Origin of the sequence: Mycobacterium sp. RTGN5, from assembly GCF_033804465.1 — a bacterium.
Taxonomy (GTDB): Bacteria; Actinomycetota; Actinomycetes; order Mycobacteriales; family Mycobacteriaceae; genus Mycobacterium.
Genome location: NZ_JAPZLA010000002.1, coordinates 751,978 through 776,716, shown reverse-complemented (window position 1 = coordinate 776,716; position 24,739 = coordinate 751,978). Strand labels below are relative to the sequence as shown.

General features: G+C 67.3%; 24 protein-coding genes. 17 read left to right on the top strand and 7 right to left on the bottom strand.

All coding sequences use genetic code 11. The features are described 5' to 3' along the window. Positions 1-21: 21 nt before the first annotated feature. Both SLQ31_RS16455 and dtd read left to right on the top strand, forming a co-directional pair. The gene (locus SLQ31_RS16455) at positions 22-1,455 is read left to right on the top strand and encodes an aldehyde dehydrogenase family protein (protein WP_319434432.1); all 1,434 of its coding nucleotides are present in this window, start codon (positions 22-24) and stop codon (positions 1,453-1,455) included. A gap of 21 nt (positions 1,456-1,476) precedes the next feature. After that, positions 1,477-1,908: a D-aminoacyl-tRNA deacylase gene (dtd, locus tag SLQ31_RS16450; RefSeq protein ID WP_319434430.1), complete on the top strand. Its 432-nt coding sequence runs from the start codon at positions 1,477-1,479 to the stop codon at positions 1,906-1,908. On the opposite strand, the gene SLQ31_RS16445 is transcribed toward dtd, so the two are convergent. Continuing rightward, the gene (locus tag SLQ31_RS16445) at positions 1,886-3,232 is read right to left on the bottom strand and encodes an MFS transporter (RefSeq protein ID WP_319434428.1); all 1,347 of its coding nucleotides are present in this window, start codon (positions 3,230-3,232) and stop codon (positions 1,886-1,888) included. The two genes, dtd and SLQ31_RS16445, sit on opposite strands and share 23 nt — an antisense overlap. A 38-nt stretch (positions 3,233-3,270) precedes the next feature. Between SLQ31_RS16445 and SLQ31_RS16440 the strand changes: the two genes are divergently transcribed. The 3 genes from SLQ31_RS16440 to SLQ31_RS16430 all read left to right on the top strand — a co-directional run bounded on the left by SLQ31_RS16440 (position 3,271) and on the right by SLQ31_RS16430 (position 5,732). Further along, a complete protein-coding gene (locus SLQ31_RS16440; RefSeq protein ID WP_319434426.1) occupies positions 3,271-4,419 on the top strand; it encodes an epoxide hydrolase family protein in 1,149 nt (382 codons plus the stop codon). A 230-nt stretch (positions 4,420-4,649) separates the two neighbouring features. Then, positions 4,650-5,114 carry a TetR-like C-terminal domain-containing protein gene (locus SLQ31_RS16435; RefSeq protein ID WP_319434424.1) on the top strand — a complete coding sequence of 155 codons (465 nt, stop codon included), beginning with the start codon at positions 4,650-4,652 and terminating at the stop codon, positions 5,112-5,114. A 60-nt stretch (positions 5,115-5,174) separates the two neighbouring features. After that, positions 5,175-5,732: a hypothetical protein gene (locus SLQ31_RS16430; protein ID WP_319434422.1), complete on the top strand. Its 558-nt coding sequence runs from the start codon at positions 5,175-5,177 to the stop codon at positions 5,730-5,732. On the opposite strand, the gene SLQ31_RS16425 is transcribed toward SLQ31_RS16430, so the two are convergent. Next, positions 5,729-6,481: a hypothetical protein gene (locus tag SLQ31_RS16425; protein ID WP_319434700.1), complete on the bottom strand. Its 753-nt coding sequence runs from the start codon at positions 6,479-6,481 to the stop codon at positions 5,729-5,731. The genes SLQ31_RS16430 and SLQ31_RS16425 overlap by 4 nt on opposite strands. 157 nt (positions 6,482-6,638) lie before the next feature. On the opposite strand from SLQ31_RS16425, the gene SLQ31_RS16420 reads away from it, so the two are divergent. After that, entirely contained in the window at positions 6,639-7,922 is a 1,284-nt protein-coding gene (locus SLQ31_RS16420; protein ID WP_319434420.1) for an NAD(P)/FAD-dependent oxidoreductase, read from the top strand. Here the strand turns inward: SLQ31_RS16420 and SLQ31_RS16415 are convergent, their stop codons facing one another. The 5 genes from SLQ31_RS16415 to SLQ31_RS16395 form a co-directional block, all read right to left on the bottom strand. After that, positions 7,923-9,029, bottom strand: a complete 1,107-nt coding sequence (locus tag SLQ31_RS16415; RefSeq protein WP_413642245.1) for a PDR/VanB family oxidoreductase — start codon at positions 9,027-9,029, stop codon at positions 7,923-7,925. It lies immediately after the preceding gene. Then, positions 9,026-9,925, bottom strand: a complete 900-nt coding sequence (locus SLQ31_RS16410) for a metal-dependent hydrolase (protein WP_319434417.1) — start codon at positions 9,923-9,925, stop codon at positions 9,026-9,028. The genes SLQ31_RS16415 and SLQ31_RS16410 overlap by 4 nt, the downstream gene beginning before the upstream one ends. A gap of 51 nt (positions 9,926-9,976) precedes the next feature. Continuing rightward, complete coding sequence (locus SLQ31_RS16405; protein WP_319434415.1) at positions 9,977-10,390, bottom strand: hypothetical protein; 414 nt, start codon at positions 10,388-10,390, stop codon at positions 9,977-9,979. A 200-nt stretch (positions 10,391-10,590) separates the two neighbouring features. Beyond that, positions 10,591-12,051, bottom strand: coding sequence for a serine/threonine-protein kinase (locus SLQ31_RS16400; protein ID WP_319434413.1), 1,461 nt, complete (start codon positions 12,049-12,051; stop codon positions 10,591-10,593). A 16-nt stretch (positions 12,052-12,067) separates the two neighbouring features. Then, on the bottom strand, positions 12,068-12,769 hold the full coding sequence (locus SLQ31_RS16395) for a helix-turn-helix domain-containing protein (protein WP_319434410.1): 702 nt from the start codon (positions 12,767-12,769) through the stop codon (positions 12,068-12,070). Positions 12,770-12,990: 221 nt separating this feature from the next. On the opposite strand from SLQ31_RS16395, the gene SLQ31_RS16390 reads away from it, so the two are divergent. The 11 genes from SLQ31_RS16390 to SLQ31_RS16340 are packed head-to-tail and all read left to right on the top strand — an operon-like array spanning position 12,991 to position 24,660. Beyond that, positions 12,991-14,991: an ABC transporter ATP-binding protein gene (locus SLQ31_RS16390; RefSeq protein ID WP_319434408.1), complete on the top strand. Its 2,001-nt coding sequence runs from the start codon at positions 12,991-12,993 to the stop codon at positions 14,989-14,991. Next, positions 14,991-15,860: an ABC transporter permease gene (locus tag SLQ31_RS16385; protein ID WP_319434406.1), complete on the top strand. Its 870-nt coding sequence runs from the start codon at positions 14,991-14,993 to the stop codon at positions 15,858-15,860. Before SLQ31_RS16390 ends, SLQ31_RS16385 begins: the two co-directional genes overlap by 1 nt. A gap of 10 nt (positions 15,861-15,870) precedes the next feature. Next, positions 15,871-16,875 (top strand): ABC transporter permease, encoded by a 1,005-nt coding sequence (locus tag SLQ31_RS16380; protein ID WP_319434404.1) that lies wholly within the window; start codon positions 15,871-15,873, stop codon positions 16,873-16,875. Between the two features lie 4 nt (positions 16,876-16,879). Next, positions 16,880-17,521 carry a cysteine hydrolase gene (locus SLQ31_RS16375; RefSeq protein ID WP_319434402.1) on the top strand — a complete coding sequence of 214 codons (642 nt, stop codon included), beginning with the start codon at positions 16,880-16,882 and terminating at the stop codon, positions 17,519-17,521. Next, positions 17,518-19,104 carry an ABC transporter substrate-binding protein gene (locus SLQ31_RS16370; RefSeq protein WP_319434401.1) on the top strand — a complete coding sequence of 529 codons (1,587 nt, stop codon included), beginning with the start codon at positions 17,518-17,520 and terminating at the stop codon, positions 19,102-19,104. The genes SLQ31_RS16375 and SLQ31_RS16370 overlap by 4 nt, the downstream gene beginning before the upstream one ends. Before the next feature lie 5 nt (positions 19,105-19,109). Then, positions 19,110-19,943 (top strand): N-acyl homoserine lactonase family protein, encoded by an 834-nt coding sequence (locus tag SLQ31_RS16365; protein WP_319434399.1) that lies wholly within the window; start codon positions 19,110-19,112, stop codon positions 19,941-19,943. Further along, positions 19,940-21,286, top strand: a complete 1,347-nt coding sequence (gene allB / locus SLQ31_RS16360; protein WP_319434397.1) for an allantoinase AllB — start codon at positions 19,940-19,942, stop codon at positions 21,284-21,286. The genes SLQ31_RS16365 and allB overlap by 4 nt, the downstream gene beginning before the upstream one ends. After that, on the top strand, positions 21,283-22,029 hold the full coding sequence (locus SLQ31_RS16355) for an aspartate/glutamate racemase family protein (protein WP_319434395.1): 747 nt from the start codon (positions 21,283-21,285) through the stop codon (positions 22,027-22,029). Before allB ends, SLQ31_RS16355 begins: the two co-directional genes overlap by 4 nt. Further along, positions 22,026-23,051, top strand: a complete 1,026-nt coding sequence (locus SLQ31_RS16350) for an allantoicase (RefSeq protein WP_319434393.1) — start codon at positions 22,026-22,028, stop codon at positions 23,049-23,051. The genes SLQ31_RS16355 and SLQ31_RS16350 overlap by 4 nt, the downstream gene beginning before the upstream one ends. Continuing rightward, positions 23,048-23,638, top strand: a complete 591-nt coding sequence (locus tag SLQ31_RS16345; protein WP_319434391.1) for a hypothetical protein — start codon at positions 23,048-23,050, stop codon at positions 23,636-23,638. The genes SLQ31_RS16350 and SLQ31_RS16345 overlap by 4 nt, the downstream gene beginning before the upstream one ends. Further along, positions 23,635-24,660 (top strand): isopenicillin N synthase family dioxygenase, encoded by a 1,026-nt coding sequence (locus tag SLQ31_RS16340; protein ID WP_319434389.1) that lies wholly within the window; start codon positions 23,635-23,637, stop codon positions 24,658-24,660. Before SLQ31_RS16345 ends, SLQ31_RS16340 begins: the two co-directional genes overlap by 4 nt. Positions 24,661-24,739 lie beyond the last annotated feature (79 nt).

The following is a 24,739-nucleotide window of genomic DNA, read 5'->3' as shown; positions in this document are numbered from 1 at the left end:
GAGATTGAGGAAGATGTGTCCATGCGTGAATACCTGAAGTTCTACATCGATGGCCAGTGGGTTGACCCAGTCGAGCTGCGGACGCTCGACGTCGACAACCCCACACTCGAGCAGGTCGCCGGCAAGATCGCCATCGGCTCCGAGGCCGACGTGGACAAGGCGGTCAAGGCCGCCCGCAAGGCGTTCGGCGCCTGGTCGCAGTCCACTCGCGAGGAACGCCTCGACGTCCTGCAGGCCATTCTGGCCGAGTATCAGAAGCGCGCAGGCGACCTCGCCGACGCCGTGCACGAGGAGATGGGTGCGCCACCGTCGCTGGCATCCAACTCGCAGGTCATGATGGGTGTGGCGCACCTCGCCACCGCTATCGACGTGCTGAAGAACTACTCCTTCGAGGAGCCGCACGGCGCCACGATGGTAGTCAAGGAACCGATCGGCGTCTGCGGGCTCATCACACCGTGGAACTGGCCGATCAACCAGATCGCCTGCAAGGTGTTCCCGGCGCTGGCCGCGGGCTGCACCATGGTGCTCAAGCCATCCGAGGTCGCGCCGTTCTCCGGCCAGATCTTCACCGAGGTCGTCGACGCAGCCGGGCTGCCTGCCGGTGTGTACAACATGGTCTTCGGCGACGGCCCCGGTGTGGGCACGGCGCTGTCGAGCCACCCCGGCATCGACATGGTGTCGTTCACCGGGTCCACCCGCGCCGGAATCGAAGTCGCCCGCAACGCCGCACCGACGGTCAAGCGGGTCGCCCAGGAACTCGGTGGCAAGAGCCCGAACATCGTGCTCGACGACGAGGCCTTCGCGCAGAGCGTCGCCTCCGGCATCGCGGTGATGATGGTGAACTCCGGCCAGAGCTGCAACGCGCCGTCGCGGATGCTGGTGCCGAAGACCCGGCTCGAGGAAGCCGTGACGGTTGCCAAGGCGACCGCTGAAGGCGTCAAAGTGGGTGACCTGTCGGACAATTCGGCGATCGGGCCGGTGGCCTCCCGCACCCAGTTCGACAAAGTCCAGGGACTGATCCAGAAGGGTATCGACGAGGGCGCGACCGTCGTCGCCGGCGGCCCCGGCCGCCCGGACGGGTTGTCCACCGGCTACTACGTGCGCCCGACGGTGTTCGCCGATGTCAACAACGACATGACGATCGCCCGCGAGGAGATCTTCGGACCGGTGGTGTGCATCCTCGGTTACGACGACCTGGATCAAGCCATCGAGATCGGCAACGACACCGATTACGGCCTGTACGGGTATGTCTCGGGGGCCGACATCGACCAGGCGCGGGCTCTGGCGCGGCGGATCCGGGCCGGCGCGGTGACCATCAACCACGCGTTCGACATCAGTGCGCCGTTCGGTGGCTTCAAGCAGAGCGGCAACGGGCGCGAGTGGGGCGAAGAGGGGTTCGACGAATTCCTGGAGTCCAAGTCCGTGCTGGGCTACGCACCGGCCACCGCGGAGTAGCGGCGGTTAACATCGGCACTCATGCGAGTGCTGGTGCAGCGGGTGACGTCGGCGTCGGTGTCGGTGGGTGGCGAGGTGGTCGGCGAAATCCGGCCACCGAGCCAGGGCCTGCTGGCTCTGGTCGGTGTCACCCATTCCGACACCGATGACATTGCCCGTCGGTTGGGTGAAAAGCTGTGGCAGTTGCGGATTCTCGATGACGAGAAGTCGGCGGCCGACATCGATGCGCCGATCCTGGTGGTGAGTCAGTTCACCTTGTATGCCAACACGGTGAAGGGGCGAAGGCCGACCTGGAACGCGGCCGCGCCGGGTGTCGTGGCCGAGCCGCTGGTCACGGTGTTCGCCGATACCCTGCGCGCGCTGGGCGCCCACGTCGAAACCGGGGTCTTCGGTGCCGACATGCAGGTCGCGTTGGTCAACGACGGCCCGGTCACGGTGCTGCTGGAACTGTAACTCCCAGGGTCTGTAGCGGTTTGGTGGCGGTCTCGCGCAGCGTCAGCACCGTGACCAGCGACACCACCGCGGCGATGACCACGTAAATGCCTGCGGCGTAGTCGTTGCCGGTGCGTGCGGACAGCAACGTGACCACATACGGTGTGGTGCCGCCGAACACCGCGACCGACACGTTGTAGCCGATCGACAGTCCGCTGTAACGCACCCGGGTGGCGAACAGTTCGGCGGCGGCGACCAGCGACACCGAGACGAACACCGCTTCGATTGCGGCAAGCAGGCAGTGGGCGAGGATTGCGGTGACCAGCGAACCCGAATTCAGCAGCAGGAACGCCGGATACGCCAGCACCGCGAAACCGACCGCCCCGGCGATCAGCAACGGCCGTCGCCCGATCCGGTCCGACAGCGCACCCAACGGCAGGATCAGCACCAGCGCGACGACGCTGGCCGTGGTGATCGAGACGAACGAGGCGGTCTTGGAGAAATGCAGGGTCTTGATGAAATACGTTGGTAGATAGGTGAACACCACGTAGAAGCCGACGTTGTGAATGATCATCAAGCCGATCACCTGAAGGATCGGCACCCACGCCGTGGTGACGGCCTCCCGCAACGGTGAGGCGGCGACCTCGTCGGCCTCCGACAGCTCGGCGAACGCCGGGGTGTCTTCCAGCCGCAGCCGGATATAGAGGCCGACCAATCCCAGCGGACCGGCCAGCAGGAACGGAATCCGCCATCCGTAGCTCTCCATCGCGCCGTCGGGAAGGACGGTCGTCAGCAGCGTCACGGTCACCGAACCGAGCAGGAAACCCAGCACAGCCGACCAGACCAGGAACGCCACCACCACGCCGCGCCGGCGGTCGGCGGAAAACTCGGCGAGATAGCACGCGCCGCCGCCGTATTCGCCGCCCGCGGAGAACCCTTGCAGGCAGCGCAGCAGCAACAGTCCCAGCGGGGACAGCACGCCGACGGAGGCATACGTGGGCAGCAGACCAATCGCCAGCGTCGAGCCCGACATCAGCAGGATCACCAGGGCCAGGACCCGTTGCCGGCCGATGCGGTCACCGAGCGGGCCGAAGAAGAAGCCGCCCAGCGGCCGCATGAAGAAGGCCGCGGCGAAGATTGCGAAGGTGTTCAACAGTGCGGCGGTCTCATTGCCCGTAGGGAAGAACTTCACCGAGATGATCGTGGCGAGAAAGCCGTAGATCGCGAAGTCGTACCACTCCACGGCGTTCCCGATCGACGCGCCCGTGATCACCCGGCGCAAGGATGATGTGTTCGCTATGTGATCATCGGTCGGCAAAGTCTGTTCTCCCGCAATCGAAGTCATCAGCACGATAACGGGGCACGCCACACACTGGAGGCACGATGACCAACACATCGACGGTGACGCCGTTTCCCATCGCGGTGCCCGCGTCGGTTCTTGACGACCTGCGACGGCGCCTCGACGGCGCGCGATGGCCGGCTGAGCTGCCGGGATGCGGGTGGGATTACGGAACCGAGCAGGCCTTTTTGCGGACCGTCGTCGAGCGGTGGCGTGACGGTTATGACTGGCGGGCGACGGAAGCCGAGCTCAATCACTGGGGTTCGCATATCGCGACCGCCGCCGATCAGCGGGTGCATCTGTTGCACGTGCGCTCGGAAAATGCCGACGCGATTCCCTTGGCACTGGTGCACGGGTGGCCGGGGTCGATCGTCGAATTCCTCGATGCACTACCGCTGCTGCGCGACCGTTTCCATGTGGTCGTCGTCTCGATGCCGGGCTACGGGTTCTCGGGTCCGACGACACAACGCGGCGTCGACGTTCCGAAGGTCGCCGCCGCTGTCGACGACGTGATGTCCCAACTCGGCTATGACCGGTACCTCGCGCAAGGCGGCGACTGGGGCGCACTCGTCGTCCGGCATCTCGGGCAGCATTTTGCGCCGCGGGTGGCAGCCATCCACACCAACATGCTGTTCGCGCCGTTCGACGGTGACCCCGCCGAGGCGATGAATGGAGTGACGGAAAGCGAGCTGGCAGCGATTGTTTCGTCGGCCGAACGGATCGCGGACGGAACCGCGTACATGCAGATTCAAGCCACCCGACCACATTCGCTTGGCTACGGACTCGACGATTCACCGCTCGGCTTGGCGGGCTGGATTCTGGAGAAATTCCATGCCTGGTGCGACATCAGCACGGGAATGCCGATCCGCACCGATCGGCTCATCGACAACCTGATGGTGTACTGGCTGACCGGAACGGCAACGTCGGCGGCGCGACTGTATTGCGAGGCGAGCCGATCAGGCACCTCCGCGCTGAGCGACTGGGATGGGCGTGTCGACGTCCCAACGGGTTATGCGGTGTATCCCTTTGAGCTACTGCAAACCCCCCGCGTGTGGGCGGAACGGCGCTACAACCTGGTGCACCACAGCGTGCAGGACAACGGGGGACACTTCGCCGCATTCGAACAACCGGAGCTGTTCGCCGCCGACGTCAACGCCTACGGCGACACCCTTCGGCACCTCGGGGTGTTCTGAGCGGCTGGCACACGCGCGTACCAGTTCACCCCTGTGATCCCGTCGTGGTGCACAGGTGCCAGTGGTTGACTGGTGAGTGGAGCCCGGCGCACGGAAGAGGAGGTTGAGCAATCGGAACCGATTCGGAATACGTAGCCGCCGATGTACCCGAAGAGGTCCGCCGAACCGTATTAGCCGCAGCCTACGACGAGCTGACCCGGTGGGGACTGGAGCGGTTCGACATCCCCACGATGTGCGCTCGCCACAAGATCGACGAGGCGCTGGTCACCCGATATTGGGGTGATGGCCGCAAGCTTGCCCTCGATGCGCTGCTGTTTTGGAGCGACGAGATTCTCACCCCGGCCGACACCGGATCCCTGCGCACAGATCTGCGGGCGTTGGCCGCCGCCGTGGCCCGTCAGGTCAATACCGGCACCGGCCGCAGTCTGCTCCGCGCGATGGTGGTCGACGACCGCGCTGCATTCGCCGACGACACCCGGATGGAGTTCTGGATGCGGCGGTTCGCCGGCATCCGCTCGGTGTTCGATCGGGCCGCCGAACGCGGCGAGATTCGGGAGGGTATCGACATGATCGCGGCGATGCAGCTGGTGCTGGCGCCGATCAACGTGCGCGCCCTCTACACCAAGGACCCGATCGAAGAGAGCTACTCCGACGTCATCGCCGACCTGGCGTGGCACGCGATCGCGGCGCGCTGAGCCGATTCGTTACCGGTCCGCGCCCTGCGGTCGACCTCCGGCGTGAGACCGTAGACCTCTATGCACACTCACAGCTTCGTCACCTACGAGGAATTCGGTCGCCGATTCTTCGAGGTAGCGGTGACCGAGGAGCGTGTTGCGGCGGCATTCGCCGAGATCGCCGGTGGCGAGTTCGAGATGGGCCCGATGGCGCAGGGGCCGGGCGGGCTGGCCAAGGTCACCGCGAAGGTGAAGATCCAGCAACCGGTCGCCCGGCGCAGCGTGGGGGACACCATCACCTTCAACGTCCGCATCCCGCTGGTGATCGAGCTGATCGTCGATCTGCGCGTGGACAAGCAGCGGTTCACGGTCGACGGTGACATCGCGTTGCGGGCCACCGCGCGGGCGGCCGAGCCACTGTTGCTGGTGATCGACGTCGCCAAGCCGCGGTCCTCCGACATCTCCGTCAACGTGACGTCGAAATCGATGCGCGGCGAGATAATTCGGCTCGTCGCCGGAGTCGACGCCGAGATCCGCCGTTTCGTCGCGGCCTACGTCGCCGACGAGATCGACAGCCCGGGAGCGCAAAAAGCGAAAGTCATCGACGTCGTCGAGGCCGTCGCGTCTGCCTGGGACTAGTCGCGACGGGGCCTGCCGGTGAGATTCAGTGGCAGGCCCACCGCGCTGAGCTGGGTGAGGACGTCCTCGATGCGCCCCGTAGGGACCTCGGCGCGCCATTCCGGGAGACTTCCGGTCAGGCGCAGAGCGCCGGGCCCGAACGACAGACTCGTCAAGGTCAGCCCGCTGGCCAGCTCGGGCAAGCGCACCGGATAGGCCGGTGTCTTGGCCGGCAGTGGCCATCGGCGCCGGCGGGTTCGGACGGCCCGGGGATGCAGCCACAGGGTGGAGCCGTCGAGTTCCACCTCGACTTCCACACTGCCGAGTCCGGGGCGACGAGCCCACCGCAGCCGGGCGACGCCGTCGTCGTCCACCTGGCCCGACAAGCGGGGCAGCGCGTCGGAGAACACCTCGTCAAGTGCATGCGTCGAGACGTCCATACTCACCTCGACCGGTGCGGCCACCAACACCGGTGGCATTCCCGGCTGCAGATGGACATTGTGCAGGACCACGGAGGCGCGTTCGAAATACCGTTCATCCCAACGGATATCGGTGGCGGCCAGCCGCACGTCGTTGAGCTGGCCGACGGCAAGCCGGCGCACGTCGAGGCGGGAGTCGAATTCGGTGACGGTCAGCGTGATGTCCCCGGTGTCGAGCCGCACGGTCAGGGTGCGACCCACCACCAATCGCTTGACGGTCATGAACAGGGTCCGATACGCCACCGCGGCCCCGGAGCTCACGGCCGACGACGACCACACCGAGGACAACATGTCCAGTGGCCGCAGGAGATCCCAGCGAGCAAGGCCCAGGGAACGTGGCCCCAAAGAAGGTGGCATAGGGCTACCCATCCTGCTCGGTCCGCACGGTGCGGCGCAAGAGTCATTGCGTACGTTTGTAATCCGCGGCCCAGGGTATAAATGGACGTTGATGACGTCTGTGGTGATAGTGGGCAGCGGGTTCACCGGTTTCGAGTGCGCGCGACGACTGCAGCGGCAGCTTCGCCGGCACCACAGTGCCGTCAAGGTCACCATCATCTCGCCGATTGACTACATGCTGTACACACCGCTGCTGCCCGACGTGGCGGGCGGTGTGGTCGACGCCCGGTTCGTGACGGTGCCGTTGGCGGGCACGCTGCCCGGGGTGCGGGCGATCAGGGGAAGCGTGGACAGCGTCGACCTGTCAGCGCACACGCTGAGCTACACCGATCCGGAGAACCGCATCCACGAGGTGGCCTGGGACCGGCTGGTGCTCAGCCCCGGCTCCGTGACCCGGGTGTTCGACATTCCCGGCCTGACCACCTACGCCCGCGGGCTCAAGTCCGCCGCCGACGCGCTGTATCTGCGCGACCACGTTCTCGAGCAGCTCGAGCTGGCCAGCATCGACGACGATCCTGAGGTGGCCGCGGGCAGGCGCACGATCCTGGTGGTGGGCGCGTCGTATTCGGGCACCGAGCTGGTGGCGCAGCTGCGTGCGTTGGCCGACGCCGCGGCCAAGCAGATGGGATTCGACGCCGATTCGGTGCGCTTCGTGTTGATGGACCTGGCCGAGCAGGTCATGCCCGAGGTGGGCGAGAAACTCGGCAAGGCCGCGAGGAAAGTTCTGCATGCCCGCGGCATCGAGGTGCGACTCGGCTTGACGTTGAAGGAAGTGCATGCGGATCACGTTGTGCTCAGCGATGATTCGCGTCTCAATACCCGAACCGTGGCGTGGGTGACGGGGGTGGCCGCCGCGCCGTTGATCGCGACCCTTGGGCTGCCAACCGAGAAGGGCAGGCTGAAAGTCGGTGCGGACCTATCTGTGCCGGGCCATCCCGACGTCTTCGCCGCCGGCGACGCGGCCGCGGTCCCCGATCTGACCCAGCCGGGCACGATCACCCCACCCACCGCACAGCATTCGGTGCGGCAGGGCAAGGCGCTGGGCCGCAACGTCGCCGCCAGCCTCGGGATCGGCACCGCGAAGGACTACCGGCACCGCAACATGGGGCTGGTCGTCGACCTCGGTCCGCGCAAAGCCGTCGCCAACCCCCTCAACATCCCGCTGTCCGGCCTGCCGGCCAAGGTCGTCACCCGTGCCTATCACCTGTATGCGATTCCGCGCGCGGTCAACCGCTGGGCGGTCGGGCTGGCCTACCTCACCGACCTGATGTTCCCGCGCACCGTGGTGTCGATGGGGCTGGCCAATCAACCGGATGCGCAGTTCTCGCCCGACTGACTACAGGTCCAGCTCCAGATGACCACCCTCTGGCGCGCGCGACACACAGGTCAGCATCATCCCGGCGGCCTGTTCCGGCTCGGTGAGCAGCGTATCCCGGTGCTGCACAACACCATTGATCACCCGAGTTCGGCAGGTGCCGCAGAAGCCCTGCTGGCAGGAGTACGGTGCGGCCACGTGTTCACGCTGTAGCGCCGACAGCAGTGTCTCGTCGGGCCGGACCGTCACCGTCACCGCTGTCGAGGCCACCGTCGCGGTGAAGGTGGTGCCGTCGACCACCGGCGCGGCGGCGAACCGCTCGAAATGCAGTTCCACGTCGTCACGTCCGACCAGCGCCGCACGGATGGCGGTCAGCATCGGCGCCGGGCCGCAGGTGTACACCCCGACGCCGTCCGGGCAGTCGCCCAGCAGGTCTGCGGCGGTGGGCACCCCGTGCACGTCGTCGGTGCGAATCTGCACCCGCGAGCCAAACCGGCGCACCTCATCGAGGAAGGGGATCGATTCCTCGCTGCGTCCGGCGTAGATCATCGACCAGTCGACACCGAGGCGCTCGGCGAGCCCGAGCATCGGCAGAATCGGGGTGATGCCGATGCCACCGGCGATGAACCGGAGGCGCTGTGCGGGGGAGCCGTAGCCAGGAACGGTGAGCGGGAACGCATTTCGCGGGCCGCTGCTCGTCACCGTCGCTCCGACGGCGAGTCCGTCGTGCACCTCGATGGAGCCGCCACCACCATCGGGGATGCGCCGCACCGCAATTCGGTAGCAGGTGCGCAGGCCCGGCTCGCCGCACAGCGAGTATTGCCGAATCCGTCCGCTGGGCAGGTGGATGTCCAGGTGTGCTCCGGGATGCCAGGGCGGCAGCGGCTGCCGGTCGGGGGCGGCCAGTGTCAGCGCGACGACGTTCTGATCGCGGGCGACCACGTGGCGGTCGACGATCTGCAGCGTCAGCGTGTGGTCGCGGCCCGGGGGAGCCGCCGGCTTGCGGATCGCACCGCTGATCGCCCACAGCGTGCTGATGGCCGCATCGGCGACGCTGAGGGGAACGTCGTGGCGGGTCCGTCCCGACGCGCTCGGCGGGACGGCACGCAAGCGGGCCAGCGGTTTCACAGGTGCGCGGCGCGGGCGGCCGGCGAGCTGGCCAGGTAGGCGACCGCCTGTGCCGTGGAGCCGACGTCCTCCGGCGAATAGTTCGGCCGGAAATACGTCAACGTCGTGGAGCCGAACAGCTTGCGGTACTTGGGCAGCAGACCGCGCTTGGAGTCGTTGGCCCGCAGCCGCTGCATCCGCCACCAGCTCATGTTCAGGCTGGGGTCGGTGCGGCACAGATACCAGATGCCGCGGTTGAAAAAGCCTGCCATCAACATCCCCGCCATGCCCATCGACCGGATCCGGTCGAGATAGCTGTCGTGGAAGTAGACCGCGACGTCGTGGGCGACGTTGCGGTGCTCGACCTCTTCGCTGCCGTGCCAGCGGAACACGTCGACCAGGGTGGGATCGGCACCGTAGTCGTCCCAGCTGCTGTTGAGGGCGAAGTCGCCGAGCACGGCGGTGTAGTGCTCGATGGCCGCGATCAGCCACAGCCGATCACACAGGTGGTTGAGCCGGCGCTGCGGATCACTCGACGTGCTTGGCGAGAGAACCTGGCCGAAGACATAGTCGAGCTGGCGCAGGATGGGCTCAGGATCCACCCCGCGAGCGACCATCAATTCCTGCAGGACCTGCTCGTGGACGTCCGCGTGGGTGGCCTCCTGACCGATGAACCCGCGCATGTCCTCGGCCAGCCGCGGATCCTTCACCAGCGGCAACGCCTCGTTGTAGGTGGCGACGAACCAGCGTTCGGCCACCGGAAGCACCAGGTTGAGCAGCCCGATCACATTCGATGCGACGGGATGGCCGGGAATCCAGTGCAACGGGGCGTCGGAGACGTCGAAGTCGACCTTGCGGGCCTGGATCTGTACCCGGCCAGGATCGATCTCATGGTCGAAATGACGTGGGCGCAGCATGGGCGGAACCTCCCGGCAGTGGCTGTCCGGAAGTTTAGCCGAGCGGGGTGATCAGCCGACCTGAGTCGGCGTCACTGTCACGACGCCGGGCGCGCCGGGTGTCGGGCGGCTGCCGCCGTCGGCCGGGATCGGCGCCGACGGCAAAGCGCCACCTGAGCCGGGCGGCGGGGCATCGGGCTGGGCGGCCTTCGTGCAGTTGAGCATCAGTGACATCTTGCCGCTGGCCAGGTATTTCTGGCTCTGCACGATGCATTTAGCCTGGGGCACATCACTGCCCACGGAGCCGCCGAACACCGACGAAACACCTTGGGCGTGCAGGATGGCGACCGCCTTGTAATACGGTTCGCCGAGGATGTTCATCGTTCCGCCGGCGTTCGGGTCGGCGTTGCTGGACCCCATGCTGAGGGCGGCTACTGCCGAGCCTGCGGCAAGCGCTCCGGCGGCTGCCAGGATGAGCGTCTTCACTCGAACCTCCGTCTGTGTCTCCGGTCGAACATAGCCCAGGGACCTTCGAGGTCGCTCTTCGAGCGGATCCCACCAGCCTCTTGCGACCTCTATCGTCACAAGCGCCTCCGAATGTTTCAGTGCGCGCCGAACTCGACGTTTTGGTGCGTTCCACTCGCAAAAGTGCGCCCGTTTGTTGGTTTGGGCGCAGATCACATCAATCAGCCGCCGTTGCCGCGCAGGATCTCCGCGGCGCAGCGCAACCGGGAGTGCCCGGTTTCCTGCATACAGACCCGAACCGGCGACTCAGCCTCGGTCGGCGGGACGGTCGTCGGAGACGACGTCACCACGGGGTTGGGGATCACGTCCTGATGGACCGACCAGAGGTAGCGGTTGGTGTATTGCAGCTGCGTGCAGTAGGCGGTGGCCCCGTCGGCGGTGGTGCCGGTGGCGCCCGCCTCGGTGCAATCCGACCCGATGACCGCGGTGGGCGTCGGCTCGACGGTGACGGTATCGGTCGGCGTGCTGGTGGTTGTCGCCGTCGTGGTGGTCGTCGTGGTGGAAGGCGGCGGCGGTGGCGGTAGCGGGACGACGCTGGTGGTCGCCGTCGTCGTAGCCACCGTGGTGCTGGTGTGAACGTCGGCGACCGTCTCACCGCGATCACGCCCGGCGATGAACGCCGCGGCCACCGCGATCAGCAGCACGAGCAGTACCGGGATCAGGATCGCCGGCCGCAACCAGGACTTGTGGGCCGGTGGTCCGGCTTCGCCGCCGCCCGGTGCGGCGTCGGCGATGGGCGTCAGGTGGGTGGCATCGGTGTCGGTCAGGCCGTCACCGGACAGCGGCGTGGTGATGTGGTGGGCCAGGGCACGCGCGAAATCCACACACCGGTCGAAGCGGTCGGCGGGATCCTTGGACAGCGCCTTGCGCAGCGCCGGGTCGAGGTTGGCGAGCTCGGGGCGGTGCTCGCCCACGCTGGGCGGCAATGCCGACAGATGCTGGCTGATCACCACCGCGGGGTTGGAGTGCTGGAACGGCGGCCTTCCGGTGAGCAGGTGATAGGCGGTGGCGGCCAGCGCGTACTGGTCGGCCCGCCCATCCAGGTCGCGGCCCATCAGCTGCTCGGGGGCGGCGTAGGACACGGTGCCGACGGTCATATTGGTCTGGGTGAGCCCGCTGGCGTCATTGTCCCAGCGGGCAATGCCGAAGTCCGCCAACAGGATTCGTTCCTCGCCGGTGTCCTGCTTCGACACAAGGATGTTGGCAGGCTTGACGTCGCGGTGCAGCAGATGCCGTTGATGCGCGTAGTCCAGCGCCTCGCCGACCGCGGAGACGATGTTGAGCACCTCCCGCTGCGGCAAGCCGGTGGGAAAGGTCTTCAGCAGCTCGGCGGCGTCGGTGCCGTCGACGTAGTCCATCGCGATCCACAGCTGCCCGTCGAACTCGCCGCGGTCGTGGACACCGACGATGTGCGGGTGCCAGAGCGTTGCCGCGATATCAGCCTCGCGGTCGAACCTGGCGCGGTATTCGGTGTCGCTGCTGACCGAGGACGGCAGCACCTTGAGGGCATCCTGGCGGGGCAACCGGGGATGCTGGGCCAGGTAGACCTCACCCATCCCGCCCGCGCCGATAAGTCGAATGATCGTATAGCCGGCGAATGTCTCACCTTCGGCTAGCGGCATGGCCCGATCCTAGAGGTCAGCCGACGCCCACTCCCACGTCTTTCCGTCCGTCGGCCTCGCCGTAGCGGGCCAGGTAGTGCTGTGTGCTGGCCCGCAGACCGCCGAGACCGTCGTCGGTGACGCCGAGTACCCGCAGACAGGCGTCGGCGACGTGGCCGGCCAGCGTGGCGTGATCGGGCTGCGGGTCCCGCGTCCACATGTTCACCAGCGACTCGACCAGGCGGAACGGCAGGTCGGCGGCGTCACTGGCGACCCCCGTCGCGCCAAGGATGGTCCGGCTGACGTCGAGGTAGGCCAGCCGCAGCCGCTCGCGTTCGGTCCAGAACGTCGCCAGCCGGGCTTCCCGTAGCTCGGGCAGCAGATAGAGGGCGCCCAGGTTCCATCGCGATGTCAGCAGCTGAGCGCCGTCGAACGCGGCGAGGGCGTGCAGGCACTGCGCTGCCGACGGGTCGGCCTCCTGCACGGCTGACAGGAACGCCAGCGTCGGCGTGACGGTCTGATGCAGCAGCGCCGACAGCAGCTCGTCCTTGGTCTTGAAGTAGTGGTACAGCGAGGCCTGCCGGATGCCGACCGCCTCAGCGATCGCCCTGGTGGACGTGCTCGCATAACCGCGGGTGGTGAACAGTTCCCCCGCGGCGTCGAGAATCTCCTCCCGGGCGGTCGTGCCGGGCCTGCGCCGTTCGGTCAAGCGCGGACGGCCCGCCCGCGTTGTCTCCATGAATCTGATGTTGACCCACATCACCTGCGAAAAGACAGACCCGGGCATTTTCTGTCACACGACAGAAACGCGCGATACCTATCGGTTACGCGACGGCAAGGTTTGGTTACGCCAGCGACACCCACCGCGACATCGCGCCCGCAAAACTGTCAATCGACAGGCTGATGGCTCACCGGTGAGTTCATCCTCGTGACCTTTTGAGACCCTCGGGGAGATTCCGCATGGCGAGCGCCGCAAGTGTTGCGCTACGACCTGACGCTCCGGCGACGACGCCGGCCGGCGACGTGGTCGCGGCGGTGGAAGATCTGCGCGTCACGTTCCGTCGCAATGGCAAGGACGTGCACGCGCTGCGTGGCGTGTCACTGAGCATCGCCCCCGGCGAGATCGTCGGCCTGGTCGGCGAATCCGGATCGGGCAAGAGCGTGCTGGGATTCAGCATGCTCGGCCTGCTCGGGGCAGCCAAGACCGGCGGCAGCGTCCAGGTCTGCGGAACCGACATGCTCACCGGCGCGGCCAAGCAGCTGCGCAAGGTCCGGCGGCTGGACCTGGGCGCGGTGTTCCAGGACCCGATGACGTCGCTGAACCCCACCATGCGAATCGGCCAGCAGGTCGAAGAGGTGGCAGGCAGCAGCGAAGAGGCGCTGAAACTGCTGACCGCCGTTGGCATCCCGGAGCCCGAGCGGCGGATGCGGGCCTACCCGCACGAATTATCCGGTGGCCTGCGGCAGCGCGTGATGATCGCGATCGCGGTGGCCGGTGACCCCGAGCTGATCATCGCCGACGAGCCGACCACCGCACTCGACGTCACCGTGCAGGCTCAGGTGCTGGCCCTGCTGCAGCGGCTGCGCAGCGAGATCGGCTGCAGCATCGTGCTGATCACCCACGACCTCGGAGTCGCGGCGCAGATCGCCGACCGCATCGCCGTGCTCTACGCCGGGCGGATCGCCGAGATCGGTCCGACCGCAGACGTTCTTGCCACGCCCGCGCACCCCTACACGCATGGTCTGCTGCAATCGCGGCTGACGTTGGACACGGCACGCGACCGTCCACTGGCCGCGATGGCCGGCCAGGTGCCCAGCCCGACCACCCCGCTGCCCGGCTGCGCATTCGTGCCGCGGTGTGCACTGGCCCACGCCGAATGTTCGGCCACACCACCGGATCCGGTGATCGTCGCCGGGAATCGGGTGAGCGCCTGCATCATTGCCCCCGAGCAGATGCGCGCCCAGCTGGCCGGGATCGTCGCCGCCGAGACCGAAGCATTCGCCGATCGCGCCGAGATAGACGTTGAGCAGCCCGCCGCCGTCGACGCCCGCACCGTCACCAAGGCATTCACCGTGCGCAGGCGCTGGCTGGACCGCTCGGGCGCCAGGCAGAGCAAACTGCAGGCGCTGCGCGGTGTGTCGCTGACCGTCGCGCACGGCGAATCTGTAGCCCTGGTGGGGGAGAGCGGCTCGGGCAAGTCGACGCTGCTGCGGATCATCGCCGGCTTGGAGAAGCCGACCACCGGCGAGGTCGCTTTGGCCGGAAACCAACGCCCGCAGATGGTCTTTCAGGACGCCGGCGCGTCACTGACGCCGTGGTTGTCGGTGGGTGAGCTGATCGGTGAGCGGCTCCGCGGAACGACGATGTCACGCGCCGAACGCAAGGACGCCGTCGCCGCGGTGCTCGAACGGGTCGGCCTGCCGCAGGAAATCGTCAAATCCCGGGCCGCCCAGTTGTCCGGCGGCCAACGCCAGCGGGTGTCGCTGGCGCGGGCCACGGTGATCCCGCCGCAGGTGTTGCTGTGCGACGAGCCGACCAGTGCGCTCGACGTGTCGCTGGCGGCCTCGGTGCTCAACCTGATCGGCGAATTGCGCCGCGGACTGGACATGTCGGTGGTGTTCGTGACCCACGACCTGTCGGTGGCGCGGGTGGTCGCCGACCGGATCGCGGTGATGTACCTGGGCCGCATCGTCGAGATCGGTCCCGCCGAAGACGTGATCGGGCGCCCGACCCACCCGTACACCCAGGCGCTGGTCGACGCGATCCCCGACCTGGGCCGCGACTGCCGGGTGCTGGCCGGCGAACCGGCCAGCCCGCTGTCCCCGCCGACGGGATGCGCCTTCCATCCGAGGTGCCCCATCGCGATCGACACGTGCAGCGACACCGAACTCGACGTGCGGCTGGAAGGCATACCTGGTAGCCCGCACCAGGTCGCCTGTATCGAACGAAAGGCGCGTTGATGGCCATCGCGATGCCCGCCCCGGCGCTGCTGCGCAGCCGCGAGAAGCGGATGGCGGCACTAGCAGGAGACCGTGCGCTGATCCTGAATTGGCTTGGGGTGTCACTGATCCTGCTGGTGACCCTGATCGCGGTCGCCGTGCCCGTGCTCTCTCCGCACGATCCACTGATTCCGGTCGGCATGCCGCTGCAGGCGCCGGGCAAGGACGGCTTCCTGCTCGGCACCGACAGCGTGGGGCGCGACATCCTGAGCCGGGTGCTGTTCGGTGTGCGGTCCAGCTGGTTCGCGGCGCTGGTGGTGGTCGGGGTCGGGCTGCTGATCGGCGGCGTGGTCGGGCTGATCGCCGGGGCCACCGGCGGCTGGGTGGATGCGACCCTGATGCGCATCACCGACGGGTTCCTCTCGCTGCCTGCACCGGTCCTCGCGATCGCCGTCGTCGCCGCGTTGGGACCCGGGTTCATCCACACGTTGATCGCGGTGTCGGTCGTGTGGTGGCCGTTCTACGCCAGGTTGGTTCGCGGCGAGATCGCCCGGCTGGCCGCGCGACCGCACGTCGAGGCCGCCCGGTTGGCCGGCGTAGGACCGATCCGAGTGGCGGTGCGTCACCTGTTGCCCGGCGCGGTACCCAACGCACTGGTGGCCGCCAGCCTGGACCTCGGCACGCTGATCCTCACCCTGGCCGCGCTGTCGTTCCTGGGACTCGGCCAATCCGCCCCGGCTCCCGAGCTCGGTGCCGACGCCGCACGCAATCTCAGTTATTTCCTGCAGCAGTGGTGGGTTCCGGTGATGCCCGGCCTCGGGGTGCTGGTCCTCGCGGTGATCGGCAACATCGCCGGCGACAGCCTGCGCAACCTGATGAAGACGAGCTAGGAGGCCTGGAATGAGAACATTCATCGTCTCCCGACTGGGCGCCACCGCGGCGATCCTCGTCGCACTGACCGCGGTGATGTTTGTGCTGCAACACATTTCGCCGCTGGATCCGGTCAAGGCCCAGATGGGCGCACAGGCTTCGGCATCAGCGGTCGCCGCACGCCGGGAAGCGCTCGGCCTCAACGACCCGATCTTCACCCAGTTCTGGCATTACCTCACCGGGGCGGTGCACGGTGACCTCGGGACGTCCTACCGGACCCGCCACGCCGTCGCCTCCGATCTCGGCAGCTTCTTCCCGGCCACCCTGGAACTGGCGCTCTACGGCCTCGGTATCGCTTTGCTGCTGGCCGTACTGCTGGCATTCAGCACCACCTTGAAGTGGCGGGGATCGGCTGTGCTGCGGGCGATCCTGTTCACCGGCGCGTCGGCGCCGATGTTCCTGCTCGGCATACTCGGGCTGATCGTGTTCTACCAGAAGCTGGGCTGGGTGCCGGCCAATGGCCGCACCGGGATCAGCAACCCGCCGACCGGGCCCACCGGATTGCTGACGGTGGACGGTCTGCTCAGCGGTCGCTTCGACGTCGTCACCGATGCGCTGCACCACCTGATTCTGCCGGCGCTGGTGATGGCGCTTGGCCCGGCGGTGGCGATCGGCCGGGTGCTGCGCTCGAGCCTGCTGACCGATATGGACAGCGACTATGCACGCACCGCACGGGCAAAAGGCTTGTCGGAGAGCAGGATCGTGGCCGGTCACGTGCTGCGCAACTGCATCGGCTCAGCGTTGTCGATGACCGGCCTGCAGATCGGCCTGATGTTCTCCGGCGTGCTGGTGGTCGAGCAGGTCTTCGGCTGGCCGGGCATCGGCCAGTACATCGCCCAGAGCATCCCGGTCGCCGACTTCCCGGCGATCGCCGGAGTGACGCTGATGCTCGGCGCCCTCTACGTCTTCATCAATACGGCCGTGGATCTTCTCCAGGCCGCCGCAGACCCCCGCATCGCAGCAACAGGAGGATAAGTAGGTGCCGAAACAGCCACTGATCGTGGGCAATCCGGTTCTGGTCGTCGTCGACATGCAAGAAAGCGGCGGCATGCCCGCCGCCGAGGTCGGCATCGCGCACATGCCCGGCTATGACGACCGGATCGAATTGGCCGAGCGGCTGATCGCCGCCGCCCGCTCCTCGGGAATCCCCATCGTGTTCTTCCAGGAGGTGCACCGGCCCAGCGGCATCGACTTCGGCCGTGAACTCGACGGCGACGAGGGAGAGCACTGCGTCGAGGGCAGGGCTGGCACGCCGCTGCACCCGAGGCTGCTGCCCGATTTCAACGGCCCCAACCACGAGTTCCATCTCGTCAAGCGGCGCTATTCCGGTTTCATCGGAACGGAATTCGAGATCGTGCTGTCCGGGCTGAAGGCGGAAACGCTGATCCTCATCGGCGGCCTGACCGACGTCTGCGTGCACTACACGTTCGCCGACGCGCACCAGCGGGACTTCTATGTCCGGGTGGTGACCGATTGCGTCGGTGGATCGTCGGTCTATCGGCACGATGCCGCGCTGGATGCCATGGAGTACCTACAGGCCGGTGCGATGCGCACCGGCGACGAGATCATCGCCGCGTTCGAGCAGCTCGGCGCACCCGTCCTCGAAGGAGCCACCCGATGAAACGTTTCCGCCCATTCGCCGTCCTGGCCGCAGGCACCGCGGTCCTGCTCGTCGCCTCCGCGTGCGGTGGCGGATCCAACTCGTCGGGCGGCACACCTAACGCCGCACCGACCGACAAGGTGCTGCACCTGTCGTTCCTGCAGGACCCGGGCCAGCCGCCGGACCCCGACGTCTACTACGCCGGCCAGGGGCTCTTGCTGACCACGAACACCTACGAGGGCCTGCTGCAGTACAAGGGGGGCACCGACAAGCCGGTACTCGAACCGCTGCTGGCCACCGAGTGGAATGCCTCGCCCGATAACAAGGTGTTCACGTTCAAACTGCGCGAGGGCGTCAAGTTCCACGACGGCACCCCGTTCACGTCCGCCGCCGTCAAGGCCTCGTTCGACAGACGCGCGGCGGTGAACCAGGGCCCGGCGTACATGGTCACCGACATCGACTCGGTGACAACCCAGGGCGATTACGGCGTCACCGTCACGCTCAAGGCGCCCAACTCGGCGTTCCTGGACTACCTGGCGTGCCCGTACGGACCCCGCATCCTCAGCCCGGAAGGCCTGAAGACGAACGGCGGCACCGACAATGCTCAGGGCTATCTCACCAACCACGACCTGGGCACCGGCCCGTACACGCTGACCGCCGCCGAGGTCGGCTCCAAGTACGAATTGACCGCCTTCGGCGATTACTGGGGCACCAAGCCGTATTTCGAGAAGGTCGAGCTGCCGGTGATCACCGACGTGTCGGCACAGCAGTTGCAGTTCAACAACGGTCAGGTCGCCGCGATCCTGCACGACCTGCCGTCCTCGGCGGTGGGGCAGTACCTCAACGACAACAAGTACTCGCACTACTCGCTGCCGACGATGATGTCGAACTACGTGTACATCAACCCGCGCAAGGGCATGATGACCGACCCCAAGAATCGCACCGCCGTATTGCAGGCCATCGACACCAACGAACTGGTCAAGCAGACGTACTTCGGGCGCGGTAAGACGGCCGAGCAGATCTACCCGCCGAACATGATGGCCGCCGAGTTCGGCAAGCAGAATGTGGCGCACGATCCGTCGGTGCTGTCCGGTGTCGCCGGCGGACTGCCTGCCGACCAGAAGTCCGTCACGATCGGCTACGACTCCAGCAACCCGGATAACCAGTTGATCAGCAACCTGATTCAGACGCAGTTGGCGGCGGCCGGCCTGAACGCCAAGGTGCAGGCCTATCCGACGTCGGAGATCTACGGCTGGGTCGGCAGCGACGGGCAGTCCGCGCCGGAGATCATGACCTATCTGGGGTGGCCGGATGCGCCGTCGCCGTACACCTGGGGGCATATCTCGTGGGATGCCGATGGCGGCCTGAACTTCTTCGGGTGCTCGGCGCCGGCGGTCACCGAGGCTCTGAACAAGGGTCTGCCCAACGATTCGGACCCGGACTTCTCCACCGCAGGCGAGGAAGCGGTCAAAACGGGCTGCTGGCTCAACATCGCCGACGTGGACGACTTCATGGTCGCCCAGCCGTGGCTGAAGGGGGTCGAACAGGCCCACGTGGTGACCAATCCGAACTCGCTTCGGCTGGCCGCGCTGTCGGTAGGCTGACCCGAATGGTCCTGGGAGACGGAAAAGTTCGCCGTATCGTCCTGCTGACTCTCGGCTGGGAGGAATTGCCCAAGTCGGTGTCGGTGTACGGGTCGCCACCGGAGCTGCGGATGCGGGAACCGGTGCCGGGCGTGCTGTTGCAGACCGACGGCGGCTGGGTGTTGCTCGACACCGGGTTCAACACCGCGCTGATCCGTGATCCGGCGTTGTACCGGCGGTTCTTCCCGACCGTCGAGTACATCCCGGTGCTCCCAGGACCGGGCGAGCCGATCGAGGAGTCGTTGCACGACATCGGCATCGACGTCGACGACATCCACCTCGTGGCGCTGTCGCATCTGCACCACGACCATGCCGGCGGCGTGAAGCTGTTCGCCGGCAAGGTTCCGGTGCATGCGCAGCGCCGCGAGCTGGAGTACGGGTTGTCGAATCATCCTGAGCCCGAACACAATGCGATCATCCGGGTGGACTTCGACGATCCGCGTATCGACTGGGTGCTTGCCGACGGTGAAGCCGAGATCGCACCCGGTATCACCGCGGTACCCACCTACGGGCACACACCCGGGCATCAGAGCTTCGTCGTGGAGCTCGACCCGTCGGTGGGCGGTGGGGGTTTCGTGTTCGCGTTCGACGCCGCCGATCTCACCGAGAACATCGAGCACGAGCTGCCGATCGGCGGGTTCATCGACGTCGACCCGGCCGAGACCATAGAGCCGATCCGACGGCTGAAGAAGCTGGCCGCCGAGTTGGGGTACGAGCTGGTTCCCGGCCACGACCCGCACGTCTGGCCGGAACTGACCCAGCGGCTCGACGAGCGGTTCGGGCCGGTGCGGCCGCGGTGAGCGGGCCCGCCGTCGAGCACGTCCTTCGCGCCCGGCGCGCGGTGATCGACGGCACGGTCCGCTCGGCTGCAATCGGCCTGGCGGACGGCATGATTCGGGTCGTTCGCGAGATCGACGCGGTTTTCGATTCCGTTGAACAGACCGTCCTGGAACCCGACGTTGTGCTGCTGCCGGGCCTGGTGGACACCCACGTGCACATCAACGATCCGGGCACCGACTGGGAGGGATTCGCCACCGCGACCGCGGCGGCGCTGGCCGGTGGTATCACCACCGTCGTGGACATGCCGCTGGACAGTGACCCGGTGACGACGACGGTTGCCGCACTGGACGCCAAACGCGCCGCGGCCGCGGGGGTGTGCCGCGTCGACACCGGGTTCTGGGGCGGCATCGTGCCCGGCAATCTGGGCTCCTTCGGCGAACTGGCCGCGGCCGGGGTGCTCGGGTTCAAATGCTTTCTGTCCGAGTCGGGTAACCCGAACTTCCCACCGCTCGACGTGGCCGAATTCCGCGGGGCGATGGCGGTTGTCGCCGCGCTGGATTCGGTGCTGCTGGTGCACGCCGAGAGTGCGCGCGTGCTGGCCGGCTGCCCACCACCGGTAGGCCGCGACTACGGCGACTTCCTGCGATCGCGTCCCGATGCCGCGGAGCAGGACGCGGTTCGGATCGTGCTCGACGCCGTCGCCGATACCGGCGCGCGGGCCCACATCGTGCACGTCTCCAGCGCGGCGGTGCTGCCGCTGATCGCCGAGGCCAAACGCGCGGGGCTGCCCGTCACCGCCGAAACCTGTCCGCACTATCTGACTTTCGCCGCCGAGAGCATTCCGGACGGTGGCACGGAGTTCGCGGTGTGCCCACCCATTCGCGGCGAAGACAACCGCGCCCTGCTGTGGGCGGCCCTGGCCGACGGCACCCTGGACATGGTGGTCTCCGACCACTCGCCGTGCGCCCCGCAGCACAAGGATCTGCACGGCGGCGACTTCGGCCGCGCGTTCGGCGGGATCAGCTCGCTGCAGATCGCGTTGCCCGCGTTGTGGACCCAAGCCGTTGGCGCCGGGTTCGGGTTGCCCGACGTGTGCCGGTGGATGGCGCAGGCACCCGCCGCGTTGGCCGGCCTGACCGACCGCGGTGTCATTGCGCCGGGCAAGCGCGCCGACTTCTGTGTGTTCGACCCCGACGCGGCCTGGATCGTGCGCGGCACCGATCTACACCACCGCCATCCGATCACGCCCTATGAGGGTGTCGCGCTGAACGGCGCGGTGCGCCAGATGTGGCGCAGCGGCCGGGTGATGGACGAGGACACCCACGGCGAACTGCTGTGCGCGGGAATGCGGGAGCCGGCGTGAAGATCCTGGTACTCAATCCCAACACGTCGGCGACGATGAGCGCCGAGATCGACGCCGCAGCCCGGGCCGCCGCCGGTCCGGGAACTGAAATACTCACCACCCAACCATCTTTCGGAGCGGCCGCGATCGACTCCGCGGCGGAGAGTTACCTGTCCGCGGTCGGGGTGATGGACGCCATCGCCGCCCGGTTGGCGAGCGGGACTTTCGACGCCGACGCCGTGGTGTTGGCGGGATTCGGCGAGCACGGCAAGGATGCGCTGCAGGAGATGCTCGACGTTCCGGTGCTCGATATCGCCGAATCCGCCGCGCACGTCGCACATCTGATCGGCCGGCGGTTCTCCGTGGTGACCACCCTGGCCCGTTCGATCGCCCCGATCGAGGACCGGCTGCTGCTGGCCGGGCTGGCAGCACACTGTGCGTCGGTACGGGCATGCGGGTTGGGCACCGCGGAGATCGACGCGGATCCGGACGGCGCGGTCAAGGCGATCGTCGCCGAAGCCGAACGGGCGGTGACCGAGGACGGCGCCGACGTGATCTGCCTGGGGTGTGCCGGTATGGCCGGGGTAACCGGCGCGATCACCGACGCGCTCGGCGTGCCCGCCGTCGACGGGGTTGCCGCAGCCGTTGGCCTGGCCCAGATGCTGGTCGGGCTGGGTCTGTCCACCAGCAAGACCGGGACGTTCGCACCGGGACCGGACAACCCGCGCACACACTGGCCGCTGTCGAAAGCGTTGGGATTATGACTATCGAGCGGGATGCAGGTCTGGATCTGGCTTGCCGCACTGTCGGCGGCAGCGTCGTCGCGGCCAGCGATGAATCGTTCGGTTTCAAGGAACGCCTGATCGACCCGGCCGAACCGAATTTCGTGCCCGGAACGTTCGACCTGCGCGGTGAGGTGGTCGACGGCTGGGAGACCCGCAGGCACGCGCCGCACGGGGACTGGGCCATCATCCGGCTCGGTGTCCCTGGCCGGCTGCGCACCATCGACGTCGACACCCGCTTCTTCACCGGCAACCATCCCACGGGTTGCACGCTGTACGGCGCCACGCTGGCAGCCGCCGACGACCCGTGCGATGCGGGCGTGGACTGGCGGCCGCTGGCGCCGGCCACACCGCTGAAGGCCGACGCGCACAACCCGATCGCGGTCACCGACCCTCGGCGGTACACCCACCTCAAGTTGGTGATCGCTTCCGATGGCGGCGTGGCCAGGCTGCGTGCGCACGGTGATCCCGTGCCCGACCCGGCCTTGTGGACGGGTGTGACGGTCGAGGTGTCGGGTGCCGAGCAGGGCGGGCGCCTTGAACATTGCAGCGACACGTTCTACTCCGACGCGCACGCACTCATCTCGGCCGACCGGCCGCACGACATGGGGGCGGGCTGGGAGGCCCGGCGCCGGCGTGACATCGGCCCTGATACCCACGACGCGGTGACCATCTCGTTCTTGACGCCAACCGATCTAGACCGCGTCGAGATCGACACGTCGTATTTCGTGTTCAACGCCTCCCGCGAAGTGTGTGTGCGTGGCACCCGCGATCGGCCCAGCGCCGGGCGGCCCTGGTGGGCATTGTCATTCGACGAGGTCGTGGTGCCCCGAACCCGGCTCCTCGCGGACGCCCGCCAGGTCTTCGTGGTGGACGCGGCCGCGATCACCGCGATCCGGGTGCAGGCCTACCCCGACGGTGGCATCGCCCGGGTGAGGGCGTTGGGGCGGCCCACCGAGGCTGGGCTGGCCCGGCTTCGGGACCGGTGGGAGGCCGCACTGTGACGCCCGCGATCGCACAATGCGCCGGGCTGTGGCGGCGGACGTTGTTGATCGAGGCCGATGGCTCTCGTGATACCGGGACGAATGTTGTCTGGCTGCAGGGGCTTTCGCTGTTCGTCGATGTGCGTGGCGCCGGCGCGGGCTTCGCCGGCCAGCTCGACCAGCGCCTCGACGTCTTCGAGTGGGCCAGGCTGGTGGACATGCAGCCGCCCGGGCTGCCCGACGCGGGGCGGATGAGCTGGGCCGGCGACACCCTTGTGGAGGTCGGGGTGCACGCCGACTACAGCGAACACTGGGAGCGTGAGTCGGGGCCGGTGGAACCGTGCTGGGGGTTGGTTGTTTCGGGCCCCGATGACGCGGCTGGGGTGCTGGTGCGGGTGGGGGAGCGCTTCGGCTGGGCCTATCGGTGGGGCAGCACAGCGGACGTCTCACTCGGTGTGGTCACCGGAAGTTCCTGGCGGATAACGGTGTCCGCCGATTCGTCGCGGGTGGGCACGGTTGTGGCCCCCCGATTGGCATCAGGGCAGCTACGAGTCGACGACGACATCGTCTGGGAGATCAAGGAAAGCGAAGGAAGCGTGGCACTGTGAGTGGGGCATTCCAATCGGTACCCGTCATCGACATCAGTGGTTTGCGATCGCCGGATCGCACCGAGCGGGACCGGGTGGCAGCCGAACTCGGCGCGGCGGCGCGTGAGGTCGGGTTCTTCTACGTGTCCGGCACCGGCGTCAGCGACGACTTGTTCGAGAAGCTGTTGTCGGCGACCAAACAGTTCTTCGCGCTGCCAACGGATCAGAAGATGGCGTCCTACATCGGGCTGTCCACCTGTCACCGCGGCTACGTGCCGGTAGGTGAGGAGGGTTTCTACGGCGACAAGCCGGACTTCAAGGAGGCTTTCGACACCGCGCTGGATCTGCCCGCCGACGACCCCGATCATCTGGCCGGCAACCCGATGCTCGGGCCCAACGTGTGGCCCGACATTCCCGGTTTCGCCGACACCGTCACCGAGTACTACCAAGCAGTCTTGGACGTCGGCCAGGATCTGTTGTGGGCGTTCGCGGTAGCGCTGTCGGAAGATCCTGACACCTTCACTCGGCACGCGACCAAGACGCCGAGCCAGCTGCGGCTGATCTACTACCCGCACAACCCGGAGGCCGAAGACGCCCAGGGCATCGGGGCGCACACCGACTACGAGTGCTTCACCTTGCTCAAGCCGACCGCCCCTGGGCTCGAGGTACTCAACGGCGCCGGCGAGTGGATCGACGTGCCGCCGATCCCCGGCACGTTCGTCGTCAACGTCGGTGACCTGCTCGAGCTGTGGACCAACGGCGCGTTCGTCGCCACCTCGCACCGGGTGCGCAAGGTCAAGGAGGAGCGCTATTCGTTCCCGTTGTTCTTCAACGTCGACTATCACACCGTCGTGCAGCCGCTGCCACAGTTCGCCGACGGCCCTGCCCGGGCGGCGCTGGTGGCCGGGGAGCACCTGTTCGCTCAGACCGCACAGACCTTCGCCTACCTGAGGTCTCGGCTGGACAGCGGGGAGCTGGTGCTGCCGGAAGGCTCCGCGCAGGTCGGCACGTTCGGCCAGCAGGCGCTGCAGTCCCGCAACTGACTCCTCGGTTCCCCTAGATGCGCTAACATCCGCTCGATCAGCGGCGATGCCGTATTTAGCGAGTGGGGGTCCTACGTGG